At 69.7% G+C, this 12,765-nt stretch carries 14 protein-coding genes; 6 read left to right on the top strand and 8 right to left on the bottom strand.

Features of this window, described 5'->3' with window-relative positions:
• Positions 1–201: 201 nt before the first annotated feature.
• Positions 202–486: a hypothetical protein gene (locus tag GY24_RS15275; protein WP_104477226.1), complete on the top strand. Its 285-nt coding sequence runs from the start codon at positions 202–204 to the stop codon at positions 484–486.
• A 178-nt stretch (positions 487–664) separates the two neighbouring features.
• On the opposite strand, the gene trhA is transcribed toward GY24_RS15275, so the two are convergent.
• A complete protein-coding gene (trhA, locus tag GY24_RS15270) occupies positions 665–1,345 on the bottom strand; it encodes a PAQR family membrane homeostasis protein TrhA (protein ID WP_104477224.1) in 681 nt (226 codons plus the stop codon).
• Positions 1,346–1,416: 71 nt separating this feature from the next.
• On the opposite strand from trhA, the gene GY24_RS15265 reads away from it, so the two are divergent.
• The 4 genes from GY24_RS15265 (at position 1,417) to GY24_RS15250 (ending at position 6,107) form a co-directional block, all read left to right on the top strand.
• The gene (locus GY24_RS15265; protein ID WP_104477222.1) at positions 1,417–2,202 is read left to right on the top strand and encodes an isoprenyl transferase; all 786 of its coding nucleotides are present in this window, start codon (positions 1,417–1,419) and stop codon (positions 2,200–2,202) included.
• 41 nt (positions 2,203–2,243) lie between these two features.
• Positions 2,244–3,371, top strand: a complete 1,128-nt coding sequence (locus tag GY24_RS15260; protein ID WP_104477220.1) for an aminotransferase class V-fold PLP-dependent enzyme — start codon at positions 2,244–2,246, stop codon at positions 3,369–3,371.
• A gap of 361 nt (positions 3,372–3,732) precedes the next feature.
• Positions 3,733–5,031, top strand: coding sequence for a PhoH family protein (locus GY24_RS15255; RefSeq protein WP_104477232.1), 1,299 nt, complete (start codon positions 3,733–3,735; stop codon positions 5,029–5,031).
• A 113-nt stretch (positions 5,032–5,144) separates the two neighbouring features.
• The gene (locus GY24_RS15250; RefSeq protein ID WP_104477218.1) at positions 5,145–6,107 is read left to right on the top strand and encodes a hypothetical protein; all 963 of its coding nucleotides are present in this window, start codon (positions 5,145–5,147) and stop codon (positions 6,105–6,107) included.
• A gap of 95 nt (positions 6,108–6,202) precedes the next feature.
• On the opposite strand, the gene GY24_RS15245 is transcribed toward GY24_RS15250, so the two are convergent.
• From GY24_RS15245 to xseA, 5 genes are all read right to left on the bottom strand, one after another.
• Positions 6,203–7,606 (bottom strand): class II fumarate hydratase, encoded by a 1,404-nt coding sequence (locus GY24_RS15245; protein ID WP_104477216.1) that lies wholly within the window; start codon positions 7,604–7,606, stop codon positions 6,203–6,205.
• A gap of 111 nt (positions 7,607–7,717) precedes the next feature.
• Complete coding sequence (locus tag GY24_RS15240; protein WP_202972965.1) at positions 7,718–8,374, bottom strand: carbonic anhydrase; 657 nt, start codon at positions 8,372–8,374, stop codon at positions 7,718–7,720.
• A complete protein-coding gene (locus GY24_RS15235; protein ID WP_104477212.1) occupies positions 8,371–9,054 on the bottom strand; it encodes a DUF4245 domain-containing protein in 684 nt (227 codons plus the stop codon). Before GY24_RS15235 ends, GY24_RS15240 begins: the two co-directional genes overlap by 4 nt.
• The gene (locus GY24_RS15230; protein WP_083364604.1) at positions 9,051–9,293 is read right to left on the bottom strand and encodes an exodeoxyribonuclease VII small subunit; all 243 of its coding nucleotides are present in this window, start codon (positions 9,291–9,293) and stop codon (positions 9,051–9,053) included. Before GY24_RS15230 ends, GY24_RS15235 begins: the two co-directional genes overlap by 4 nt.
• A gap of 114 nt (positions 9,294–9,407) precedes the next feature.
• Positions 9,408–10,643, bottom strand: a complete 1,236-nt coding sequence (gene xseA / locus GY24_RS15225; protein ID WP_407662188.1) for an exodeoxyribonuclease VII large subunit — start codon at positions 10,641–10,643, stop codon at positions 9,408–9,410.
• Positions 10,644–10,750: 107 nt separating this feature from the next.
• Here xseA and GY24_RS15220 point away from each other — a divergent pair, with 107 nt between their 5' ends.
• Positions 10,751–11,815: a 4-hydroxy-3-methylbut-2-enyl diphosphate reductase gene (locus tag GY24_RS15220; protein ID WP_104477228.1), complete on the top strand. Its 1,065-nt coding sequence runs from the start codon at positions 10,751–10,753 to the stop codon at positions 11,813–11,815.
• A gap of 34 nt (positions 11,816–11,849) precedes the next feature.
• Here GY24_RS15220 and GY24_RS15215 read toward each other — a convergent pair whose 3' ends face one another.
• Both GY24_RS15215 and GY24_RS17735 read right to left on the bottom strand, forming a co-directional pair.
• Positions 11,850–12,230, bottom strand: a complete 381-nt coding sequence (locus GY24_RS15215) for a YciI family protein (protein WP_104477210.1) — start codon at positions 12,228–12,230, stop codon at positions 11,850–11,852.
• Between the two features lie 102 nt (positions 12,231–12,332).
• Positions 12,333–12,765, bottom strand: a 433-nt coding sequence (locus GY24_RS17735; RefSeq protein ID WP_104477208.1) for a DUF6264 family protein, incomplete at its 5' end; no start/stop codon positions are given.

Here is a 12,765-nt window from a genome sequence, read left to right as displayed (position 1 = left end):
GGTCGCGGCGACCCTTGCGTGGGGTGCGGCCGTAGCGCTGATCGAGATCGGCCGGCTGGGCGTTGGCGGTGCTCATGCTGCGGGGCTCCTGATCGGCGGGAATTCTGTGTCGCGGCACGGGGCTGGCCGGTGGGCGCAGCCCGGCCTCGACGTGGCTTAAGCTTGTCTAAGGCTATCCGGCAATCCTGAGGAGTTCCGCACGTGTACACGACGATTCTGGAGCTCTCGACACGCTTCGCACTGGCGACGGGCGACAAGGAGTTCGATCCGGACACCGTGACCCCCGGAATCTGGGGCTTCGTGGCCACCGCGGTGATCGCCCTCGCCGTGGTCGGCATCGGCTTCGACATGGTGCGCCGCATCCGCCGCACCAACTACAAGGCCGAGATCAGTGCCCGACTCGAGGCCGAGCTGGCCGAGCGCGAGGCCGGAACGGCCGGAGCGACCGACGGCGGCGCTGCGGCATCCGCCCCCGACGACAAGTAGCCAACCCACCGGCGCGCGTTCCGCGCTCCCCGTTGGCTCGAGGGAGCTCCAGCGACCGAAGCCGATCGGCACGCGGGACAACTGCGCCAGTTGAGCCGGAACAGCGCCAGTTGAGCTGGCGCGATTCCCACGGAAGTGGCGTGGCACCCGATCAGGTCAGCTCCCGGGCCAGGTGCCGCTAGCCGGCGTGGTAGGCCGGGTGGAGCACGATGATCAGCATCGCCACCCAGTGGCAGAGGAACGCGAGCACCGTGCAGGCGTGGAAGATCTCGTGGAAGCCGAACACCCCGGGAATCGGGTTGGGCTTCTTCAGCGCGTAGACGACGGCGCCCGCGCTGTAGAGCAGCCCGCCGACCGCCACGAGCACCATCATCGCCACGCTCACCGCGAGGAGGTCACCGAGGTACATGACGGCCGCCCAGCCGAGCGCCAGGTAGGTGACCACGTAGAGCCAGCGCGGGGCGTTGATCCAGAACACGCGGAAGCAGATACCCAGCAGCGCGCCGCCCCAGACGACGGCGAGCAGCACCAAGCCCTTCTCCGGCGGCAGGGCAAGCACGGCCAGCGGTGTGTAGGTGCCTGCGATCAGCAGGAAGATGTTCGCGTGGTCGATGCGCTTGAGCAGCATCTTGGCGCGCGGCTTCCAGTTGAAGCGGTGGTAGAGCGCCGAGTTGCCGAATAGCAGCATCGACGTGAGCATGAACACGGCGCTCGCCCACTTAGCCGGGGCGCCCTGCGCGAGGGCGATGAGCACGATTCCGGCCGCGATCGTGACCGGGAAGGTGCCGGCATGAATCCACCCGCGCCAGAGCGGCTTGACGTCGACGGGGCTGTCCACAGCGGGATCATGCAGTGCCATGTGCTCAGGATACGACACACATCAGCGCGAGAAATGTGGGTGTCTGCAGGGGAGTGCACTAACGTAATTCTGTGCACACGCGCGATGAATCATTGGGCCGGGGAATCCTCTACGGCCTCTACCAGAACCGGCTACGGCGGGGGCTCACTGCGGAGACCCTTCCACGCCACGTCGCCATGATCATCGATGGCAACCGTCGCTGGGCCAAACTCCTCGGGTACGACACCGCCGCCCACGGCCATCGGGCCGGCGCGGCGAAGATGCGCGAGTTCCTGGAGTGGTGCGACGACCTGGGCATCTCCACGGTCACGCTCTACCTGCTCTCCAGCGACAACCTCACGAATCGCTCCTCCGATGAGCTCGCCGCGCTGATCGAGATCATCGCCGAGCTCGCCGACGACCTCTCCCGCTACCGGGACTGGCGGGTGCAGCACGTCGGCTCGACCGCCGGCCTGCCCGAGCCGCTCGTCGCGGCGCTCGGCGCGGCCGAGACCCGCACCATGAACAAGAACGGCCTGCACGTGAACCTCGCGGTTGGCTACGGCGGGCGCAAGGAGATCACGGATGCCATGCGCAGCATCGTCGCCGATCACCACGCCGGCGGCGGCAGCCTCGAAGACCTCGCCGAGCGGCTCACTCCCGATCTGATCGGCGAGCACCTCTACACCGGTGGCCAGCCCGACCCCGATCTCGTCATCCGCACCTCCGGCGAACAACGACTCAGCGACTTCATGCTCTGGCAGAGCGCGCACAGCGAGTTCTACTTCGTCGAGGCGCTCGGCCCGGATCTGCGCCAGGTGGACTTCCTCCGCGCCCTGCGTGACTACGCGAAGCGCAACCGCCGCTTCGGCGGATAGTTCGACCAGGCGCGCCCACCCGAGGCCGCCGAAAGGAAACAATGACCACCTGGGATGACTACACCGCCGGTTTCGGCGAAGAGCCCGGCTACCTCGACTACGGCCGCATCGGGCCGATCTCCGCCGCGGCATCCGCGGAATCGACCGGACTCATCGAGACTCTCGGCCGCGCGCGTTTCGGCAGCCTGCAGGCGATCCTCGACCAGGATGAGCGCCTGCGCGCCGCGGCCAGCACGCTGCTCGGCCAGCCGGCCGAGCAGATCGTCGCGATTCCGAACACCACGACCGGGCTGCTGCACGCCATGTTCGGCCTGACCGGCGACGTGCTGCTCTCGCCGGGGGAGTTCCCCAGCCTGCCGATCGCCGCCTCCCGCGCGCACGAGGCGCTGCACGTGGCGAAGCCGCAGTGGCTGAGCACCGACCACGGGACCGTCACGCCCGGCCAGGTCAAGGAGCAGCTCGGCGCCGGCACGGCCGCTGTCGCGCTGAGCCTCGTCGACTCGCGCACCGGCTACCTGGCCGACCTCGAGGGCATCCGCCAGGTGATCGGCGACCGGCTGCTCATCGTCGACGCCATCCAGGGCTTCGGTGTCGTGGACGCCCCCTACGAACTGGCGGATGTCGTCGTCAGCGGTGGCCAGAAGTGGTGCCGCGCCGGCTGGGGCACGGGGGTGATGGCGCTCAGCGAGCGCGCCCTCGCCCGGCTGACGCCGGTCTTCTCCGGGTTCACCGGCACCGACGAGGAAGAGATCTGGGACACGATCCCGACCCCGCCGCCGAGCGCCGGGGCCCGGGCGTTCCGCACCTCCAACCCGGACGGCATCGCCGAGGCCCGGCTGGCTGCCGCCCTCGAGGAGATCGCCGCCGTGGGTGTCGGCCAGATCCAGGCGGCCGTCGCCGCCAACGGCTCCCGCATGATCGACCTGGCCGACGAGTTCGCCATCCCCGTCGCCAGCTCGCGCAACGAGCGGGAGCGGGCCGGCATCCTCGTGCTCGAGCCGCCGCGCGAGCACCTCACACTGCTCAGCGCCTCGCTCTTCAACCACGGCGTGACCGCGACCGTGCGCGAGGGCTCGGTGCGGCTCAGCGTGCACGCCGTGCTGGAGGAGGAGACCGTCGACATGGTGCGGGGCGCCTTCACCTCCTACGCGAGCGCCGCCACCTACTGACGAGCTCCGGCTTCCCGCCGCAGTCCCGTCGGCTCGAGGGATCGTGCGATCGGAGCCGGCATCGCCGCACCCGCCCGGCTGTGCGCCCGGCATCCGTTCGGTAAATATTGCCTGCACGGTGGCGTGTCGCAGTGCACAACGTCGCCCGCGGTCGTAGCGTCACTTGCATCAGGCGAGCGCCTGATCGAGACGGCCACATAAGTTCGACTCGAAACCACGTGGCCGAATCGCAACACTGGGCAGAAATGCCGGGGCGGGAGTCGTTGTGGTCACAGTTGGTCAGCCGTCAAGGGGCAATCGAGGGTCGGGGCAGGCACGCCCGGAACGGGAACCGCGGGCCGGGGATTCCGGGCCGCGGGAGATCAAACAAACCGAGCGTGTCTACGTCTTAGACACCTCGGTTTTGTTGTCTGACCCCTCGTCGATGTTCCGCTTCGCCGAGCATGCCGTCGTGCTGCCGGTCATCGTCATCACCGAGCTGGAATCGAAGCGCAACGACCCGGAGATCGGCTACTTCGCCCGGCGGGCGCTGCGCAACCTCGACGAGCTGCGCATCAAACACGAGCGCCTGGACTTCCCGATCCCGGTCGGCGACGGCGGCACCCTGCGGGTCGAGCTCAACCACTCCAACCAGGGCGTGCTGCCGAGCGGCCTGCAGCTGAACGACAACGACACCCGCATCCTGGCGGTGGCGCTGAACCTCGCCAACGACGGGCTCGCCGTCACGGTCGTCTCCAAAGACCTGCCGCTGCGTGTGAAGGCGGCCTCGATCGGCCTCGCCGCCGAGGAGTACAAGCACGAGCTCGCCGTGGACTCCGGCTGGACCGGCATGGACGAGATCACGCTGAACGGCGAGCAGATGGCCGCGCTGTACGAGAACGAGCGGATGCAGACGCGACTCGTGCAGGACATGCCGGTGAACACGGGGCTGGTCGTGCACTCCGAGCGGGGCAGCGCGCTCGGCCGGGTGACCGGGCGCGGCGAGTTCAAGCTGGTGCGTGGCGACCGCGATGTGTTCGGGCTGCACGGCCGCTCGGCGGAGCAGCGCCTCGCGATCGACCTGCTGCTCGACCCGGAGATCGGCATCCTCTCCCTCGGCGGCAGCGCGGGAACCGGCAAATCGGCGCTCGCGCTCTGCGCCGGCCTCGAGGCGGTGCTGGAGCGCCAGCAGCACAAGAAGATCATGGTGTTCCGGCCGCTCTACGCAGTCGGCGGCCAGGAGCTCGGCTACCTGCCCGGCGACGCCACCGAGAAGATGAACCCGTGGGGGCAGGCCGTGTTCGACACCCTCGGCGCTCTCGTCTCCGACAATGTGCTCGAGGAGGTGCTGGACCGCGGCATCCTCGAGGTGCTTCCGCTCACCCACATCCGCGGGCGCAGCCTGCACGACGCCTTCGTGATCGTCGACGAGGCACAGTCGCTGGAGCGGAATGTGCTGCTCACGGTGCTCAGCCGCATCGGGCAGCACTCGCGGGTGGTGCTCACCCACGATGTCGCCCAGCGCGACAACCTCCGCGTCGGCCGGCACGACGGCGTCGCCAGCGTGATCGAGACGCTCAAGGGGCACCCGCTGTTCGCGCACGTCACGCTCACCCGCTCGGAGCGCTCGGCGATCGCCGCCCTCGTCACCGAGATGCTGGAGTCCAACGAGCTCGCCTAATCCCCCTCCCCTCCCCTCCCCGTCCGCTCATCGAGACTGCGCGACTTGTCGTTCCGGCGCCTCCGAACAGCAAGTCGCGCAGTCTCGGCGCCGGATGTGACTAGAGTGTGCGCATGGATCTGACGATGCGGCGCATGCGATGGGGGCTGGCTCTCGTCGTCAGCGCCCCGGTCGTGCTGGCGACGCTCTGGCTGACGGGAACCCTGAACGCCGAGCCCGGCAGCCCGCTTGCCCTGCTCGTCGCCGGTGCCGGCGGGCTCAGCCTGGCGGCGATGGCTCTCGGGTTCCTGCTGCTCATCGCCGCGGCGCGCGGCGCGAATCGCCTGGCGACGGTCGGCACCGCGCTGGTCGCGCTCGGGCTGCTCGGCGTCATCGTGCCGGCCGCGCTCGCGACGATGCTGCCCGGGACGGACTGGGTGTACCGGAACGGCGTCCTCGCCACGTCGATTCCGGTGCTGCTCGTGCTGGCCGCCGTCGGCGCCATCCTGGCACTCATCGGCTTCGCCCGCGGGCTCGCGCATGTCGAGCTGCCCGCGCGCGCCGCGCCGGGGCCCACCGATTCGGGCACGCGGGCGCGCGCCGGGCTGATCGCCTTCGCTGGCCTCGCCGGCGTCCTCGCCTTCGGCAGCTACGAGACGCTGGTGCTCAGCCCGCTGGCGCTGGCCCCCGGCTACGATATCGCCGAGATCTACGCGCTGCTCAGCCCGGCGGATCGCTCCTCGGGGATCATGATGGCACTGGTCTGGCTGGTGTTCTGGGGCGTGGTCGTCATCGCCTTCCTGGCGCTCTGCCTGGCGCGCGGCCGCCTCGCCCGTGCTCTGAACGCGCTGCTCACCCCGCGCCGCGTCACGATCTCCGCGCTGCTGCTCGGCGCCGTCATCATCTTCTTCCAGGGCTGGTCGGGCTTCTCGCTCGGCATGAGCATCTCCGACACGATCCCGCCGTACGCCGGCGGTCGGTCGTGGCAGGGTCAGGCGCTCTCGGCCGTCGGCGCGCTGGCCTTCGTCGCGGCCGTCCTGATCGCGCTGGTGCCCGGACCCCGGCGGATGCCGGTGCTCGCCGCATCCGCCCCCTGACGCTCCGCGAAGACGCCTGACCCCGCCAACGCAGAAGCGCCGCCCCACGCGGGTGCGTGGGGCGGCGCTGGGTGCTGCGACTGCGGTGCGGCTGCTTAGCCGGGGTGCGTCATGCTCAGCAGGTCGAGCGAGGCGTCGAGCTGCTCGAGGGTGATCGCGCCCTTCTCGACGTAGCCCATCTCGATGACGGCCTCGCGCACGGTGACGCCCTGCTTGACCGAGTACTTCGCGATCTTGGCGGCCTCTTCGTAGCCGATGATCTTGTTCAGCGGGGTGACGATCGACGGCGACATGCCGGCGAGGGCCGCTGCACGCTCGAGGTTGGCCTCGAGGCCGTCGATGGTCTTGTCGGCGAGCACGCGCGCGGAGTTGCCGAGCAGGCGGATCGACTCGAGCAGGGCGGTGCCCATGACGGGGATCTGCACGTTGAGCTCGAAGGAGCCGGACGCACCGCCCCACGCGATCGCCGCGTCGTTGCCGATCACGCGCGAGCAGACCATGAGGACGGCCTCGGGGATGACGGGGTTGACCTTGCCCGGCATGATCGAGGAGCCCGGCTGCAGGTCGGGGATGTGCAGCTCGCCGAATCCGGTGTTCGGGCCAGAGCCCATCCAGCGGATGTCGTTGCAGATCTTGGTCAGGCTGACGGCGATGGTGCGCAGCGCGCCGGAGGCGTCGACGAGGCCGTCGCGGTTCGCCTGGGCCTCGAAGTGGTCCTTCGCCTCGGTGATCGGCAGCTCGGTCTCTGCGGTGAGCAGCTCGAGCACCAGCTGCGGGAAGCCGAGCGGGGTGTTGATGCCGGTGCCGACGGCGGTGCCGCCGAGCGGGACCTCGGCGACGCGGGGGAGTGCAGAGCGCACGCGCTCGATGCCGAGGCGCATCTGGCGGGCGTAGCCGCCGAACTCCTGGCCGAGAGTGACGGGGGTGGCGTCCATCAGGTGCGTGCGGCCGGCCTTGACGGCATCCGCCCACAGCACGGCCTTCGCCTCGAGGGCCACGGCGAGGTGGTCGAGGGAGGGGATCAGCTCGTCGATGAGCGCGCCCGTCACAGCGATGTGCACCGAGGTCGGGAACACGTCGTTGGAGGACTGCGAGGCGTTCACGTGGTCGTTGGGGTGAACCGGGCTGCCGAGGCGCGCCGTGGCGAGGCTCGCAAGCACCTCGTTCATGTTCATGTTCGTCGACGTGCCGGACCCGGTCTGGTAGACGTCGATCGGGAACTGCTCGAGGTGTGCGCCCGCGATGATCTCGTCGGCGGCCGAGGCGATGGCGTCGGCGATGCCCTGGTCCAGGCGGCCGAGCTTCGCGTTCGCCTGCGCGGCAGCCTTCTTGATGCGCGCCAGCGCCACGATCTGGGCCGACTCCAGCGTCGACCCCGAGATCGGGAAGTTCTCAACGGCACGCTGCGTCTGCGCACTGTACAGCGCGTTGACGGGCACGCGCACCTCGCCCATGGTGTCGTGTTCGATGCGGAATTCCGCGTCAGCTGAATTGCTCACGGTTGCCCTTTCGGTGTGTTCTGAGACTGGGGAGTCCGGTCCCGGTGTTGCTGTTCGAAGTGTTGGTGTTCGAAGTGTTGCTGTCCGTTGTGAAGAAGTGGTGGGGGCGGCTCAGACGAGGCCGACGACGGCGTCGGTCTCGGCCCGGCCCTCAAAGAGGCGGTAATTGGCTCCGACGACGGCGAGGGTGCCCGCCGCGACGGCGTCGCTGATCATCTCGGATGACGCGAGCAGCTCCGACACGGTGTCGCGCAGGTGTTCGCGGCCGACGAAGCCGGCATCCACCTGGCTGGCGTCGGTGATCTCGCGGCCGCCGGTGACCCGCTCCACGGCGGGCACGATCTTCTGTACGAGCTTGTCGATGAAGTGCGGCAGCGGCGCGGCATCCGGAAGCTTGGACTGGATGGCGGCCTGGACGGCGCCGCAGGAGTCGTGGCCGAGCACGACGATGAGCGGCACGTGCAGCACGCCGACCGCGTACTCGAGCGAGCCGATGATCGAGGATCCGATCACCTGGCCGGCGTTGCGCACGACGAAGAGGTCGCCGAGGCCGACGTCGAAGATGATCTCGGCGGCCAGGCGTGAGTCAGCGCAGCCGAACAGCGCGGCGCGCGGGCCCTGCGCGCCGGCGAGCGAGCGTCGGCTGTCGACGTCCTGGTGCGGGTGCAACGGCTTTCCGGCCACGAATCGCTCGTTGCCCGCACGCATCTCCGCCCAAGCCTGGGCGGGGGTGGAGCTGGGTGTTGCTGTCGTGTGGCCTGCGCTCATCGAGCATCCTCCTGGGCGGCCCGCACATCGGGGGCCAGTTCTGTTGCAACGGAATCGAACACCTCGGGGCCGGCCTCGCCGAGCAGCACGATCGTGCTCGGCCCGGCCTCGGTCACGAGGGCGTAGTGGAACAGCCCGCGCTCGTCGGCGGGCTTCGGGTTTGAGTACACATCCCAGCTGACGCCGTCGATCACGGCGGTCGACACCGGGGAGTTGCCGTCCAGCTTGGCGGCGAGCCAGCTGGCGTCGGTGTCGATGCCCTGGTGGATGCCGAGGTACTGCTTCTCGGGGCTGATCAGGGCGATGTACCAGCTGGTGATGCCGGCCTTGTCGGTGCTGAGCTCGGTGGAGTTCGCGGTCCAACCAGCGGGCAGCGCCGGGTCCATCAGCGTCACGTCGACGGTCGGCTGCAGCTCGGCGGCCACGGAGGACCAGTCCACGGCGCGCTCGATCGGCTTGTCGCTGCGCGGGACGATCAGCACGATCACGATGACGAGGCCGAGCGTGGCCGCCAGCGAGAGCACCAGGTTGTTGATGGTCTGCTTGGCGCGGTGCTTGCGCGAGTTCTCGGCCTTGCGGGCCGCGGTCTCTTCTGGGGTCTCCGGGCGACCGAGCTCCGCGACGACGCGCGGGGGCTTGGCCTTGTTCTGCTGGGGCGGGTTCACCGTCGGGGTGCTCATTCGGCGGATGCCGCGGCTTCTGCCCCGGCCCTCGCGGCGTCCAGGCGCTCCTTGGCCCCGATCAGCCATTCCTCGCAGCGGCGGGCCAATGCCTCACCGCGCTCCCAGAGGGCGAGGGACTGCTCCAGCGTGGAGGAGCCCTGCTCGAGCTCGCTCACCACCCGAATCAGTTCGTCGCGGGCCTGCTCGTAGCTCAGGTCTGCGAGGCTCAGTTCGGCGCGGTCGTCGTTCGTGGGCATGCCTCGATTCTATGCGGCTTGGCCGACAGCGCGGTTCGGGCCCCGTTCCCGCCGTCTGGCCCCCTGCGCTGCCGGGCCACGGGGGCACGGTACCCGTCGTTCGGAGCCCGGCCGTCAGCGCGTCGCGGCCGGTCCGGCGGACTCGGCCGTGATGCTGCCGTCGGCGACGGTGATGCGCAGCGCGGTGCCGGCCGGCGCCTGGTCGGCGGCGCGCAGCACGTTGCCGTCGGGCAGCTGGGCGATGGCGTAGCCGCGGTCGAGGGTGGCCTGCGGCGAGAGCGCGCGCAGCTGCGCGCGCAGCTCGGCGGTCTGGTTGCCTGCCCGCTCGATGCTGCGCTCGACCAGCTCGGCGCCGCGGGCGACGTAGCGGGTGAGGTCCTGGCTGCGGGACTCGATGATCCAGGCCGAGTCGGCCAGCACGGGGCGGCTGCGCAGCTGGGCGATCCGGTCGATCTCGGCGGAGAGGATGCCGGTGAGGCGGCTGCCGATGCGGGCGCGGGCCTGCTGCACCCGGGAGAGCTCCTCGGCGACATCCGGAACCACTCTCTTCGCGGCGTCGGTCGGGGTGGAGGCGCGCAGGTCGGCGACGTCGTCGAGCAGGGGCCGGTCGGCCTCGTGCCCGATCGCGCTGACGATGGGGGTGCGGGCGGCGGCCGCGGCGCGCACGACCCGCTCGTCGCTGAAGCCGAGCAGGTTCTGGAAGTCGCCGCCGCCGCGGGCGATGATGATCACGTCGACTTCGGGGTCGGCGTCCAGCCGCTCGATCGCAGCCGACACCTCGCCGACGGTGCGGTCGCCCTGCACCGCGGCGTGCACGACCCGGAAGTTCACGGCCGGCCAACGCAGCTGGGCATTGCGGATGACGTCTTTCTCGGCGTCCGAGTCCTTGCCGGTGATCAGGCCGATGCAGTGCGGCAGGAACGGCAGCGGCTTCTTGCGGGCCGGGTCGAAGAGCCCCTCGGAGGCGAGCTGCTTGCGCAGACGCTCCAGCCGTTCGAGCAGGTCGCCGAGGCCGACGTGGCGCAGCTCGAACACCTGCATGGTGAGCGTGCCGCCCTTGACCCAGTAGTTCGGCTTGACGAGGGCGATCACGCGGTCGCCCTGCTTGAAGTCGCCGTCGAGTTTCGCACGCACCGACGACCAGACGGTGAAGCTCACGGTGGCGTCCTCGCCGAGGTCCTTCAGCTTGCCGTAGACGTTGCCGCCGGAGACGCCCCACTGGGTGATCTCACCCTCGACCCAGGCGGTGCCGAGCCGTTCGATGTAGCCGCGGATCTTCTGCGACAGCACGGCAACCGGCCAGGGCGCCTCGAGGGTGGGTGTTGCGTCGCTCACGCGGGTTTCCTCCAGAATGTCGCCGGCCGGTGCGGCGCCGGGGCGCGCCACATCTTCTCAGGCTCCCAGCCTAGACTTGGGGGGTGACGAATCTGACGGACGCCACCATTATCGGCCTCGGGATGCCCCGCATTCCCAGCCGCCGAGGGCACCTTAAAAACAATCCTGTTCCCGGCGAGAAGAAGGTGCTGCTCGCCGCCCCGCGTGGATACTGCGCGGGCGTTGACCGCGCCGTGATCGCCGTGGAGAAAGCCCTGGAGCACTACGGTGCCCCGATCTACGTGCGCAAGCAGATCGTGCACAACATCCACGTTGTCACCGAGCTGGAGGCGCTCGGCGCCATCTTCGTCGAAGAGGTCGACGAGGTACCGGAGGGCTCGCACCTCGTGTTCAGCGCGCACGGCGTCTCGCCGGCCGTCGTCAACGCCGCGGCCGACCGCGGGTTGCAGGCCATCGACGCCACCTGCCCGCTGGTCACTAAGGTGCACCGCGAGGCGGTGCGTTTCGCCCGCGACGACTTCGAGATCCTGCTGATCGGGCACGAGGGCCACGAGGAGGTCGAGGGAACCGCCGGTGAGGCACCCGACCACGTCACCATCGTGAACAGCCCGGACGACGTCGACAACATCGAGGTCAAGGACCCGGACAAGGTGGTCTGGCTCTCGCAGACCACGCTCAGCGTCGACGAGACCATGGAGACGGTGCGCCGCCTGCGGCAGAAGTTCCCCAAGCTGCAGGATCCGCCCAGCGACGACATTTGCTACGCGACGCAGAACCGCCAGGTGGCCATCAAGAAGGTCGCCCGCGACGCGGAGCTCGTCATCGTGGTCGGCTCGGCCAACAGCTCCAACAGCGTGCGCCTCGTCGAGGTGGCGCTGGAGTACGGTGCGAAGGCGGCCTACCGGGTCGACTACGCCAGTGAGGTCAAGCAGGAGTGGCTGGACGGCGTCGCAACCGTCGGCGTTACCAGCGGCGCCTCCGTGCCGGACGAACTCGTGCAGGAGCTGCTGCGCGACCTGGCGGATGCCGGCTACGGCACCGTGCAGGAAGTGAAGACGGCCGAGGAAGACCTCGTCTTCAGCCTGCCCAAGGAGCTGCGCACGGGGCGCTCCGGCAAGCAGGACCCGCGGGCGCTCGGCGGTCGCACCACCACGGCCGCGGCCGACTCCGCCTGCAACACCCAGTAGCTCCGCGAGCGCAGTGACGGCGGCTCGGCGCGCCTCAGTTCGGGGTGCGCCAGCCGTCGTCGTGCGACCAGCTGACGGATGTCGGCCGGATCTCCAGCGTGCCCCACTGGGCGGCCGGGCACTTCTCTGCCCACTCCAGCGCCGCGGCCGGGTCGTGCGCCTCGATCACGAAGAAGCCACCGAGCTTCTCCGGGGTGTCCTGGAACGGCCCGACGAGATTGACCCGGTTGCCGCCCTGCAATGACAGCGTGGCCGACTCGGTCGACGGCTGCAACACCTCGGCCGCGACCATCACGCCGGCGTCGTCGAGCTCGCGTGCGTAGCGATTGAAGGCATCGCGCCACGGCGCCATCTCTTCGTCGGTCATCCCCGTGTCGCCCTGTTCGGCGTAGTACATCAGCAGCGTGAATCGCATGAGGTTTGCCTCCCGTGCACCCGATTCTGCCACCGCGCACGCGCGCGCACCAGCGTCGGCGCTGCCCGGATGCCGCGCTCGGATTCCGCGCCCGCGGAGTGCCTAGAGGGCGCCGCCCAGCTGCATCAGCAGGGGGTCATTCGCGGCGACGATCGACACGATGGCGAAGAGCAGGATGACCGAGAGCACGCCACCGACCAGCGGCACCCAGAAGGCGCGCCGAGACTTCTGCAGCCGGAGCAAGGCCCAGGCTGCCGTTGCCACCCAGAGGATGCCCTGCAGCACGTTGCCGATCAGGATGGTGCGCATGTCGTCCTGGCTCGCGACGTAGTCGGCGAGGCCCTGCTGGCTGTGCAGCATCTGGATCGCCTCGGGAATCGAGTTGAGGGTGCTGATGGCGATCCACAAGCCGAACAGGCCGAACACGAGCAGGGCGATCGTGATGCGGCGGTCGGTGCGGAGCGCGTCCGCGGGCGTCTTGGCCAGTGCGGGAGTGTGAGCCGCCGGCGGGGCCGGCGGCTCACACTCCCGCACT

Origin of the sequence: Microterricola pindariensis, from assembly GCF_002936985.1 — a bacterium.
Taxonomy (GTDB): Bacteria; Actinomycetota; Actinomycetes; order Actinomycetales; family Microbacteriaceae; genus Microterricola; species Microterricola pindariensis.
Note: the sequence above shows the minus strand (reverse complement) of the source record. Positions and strands in the feature narration are given on the sequence as shown.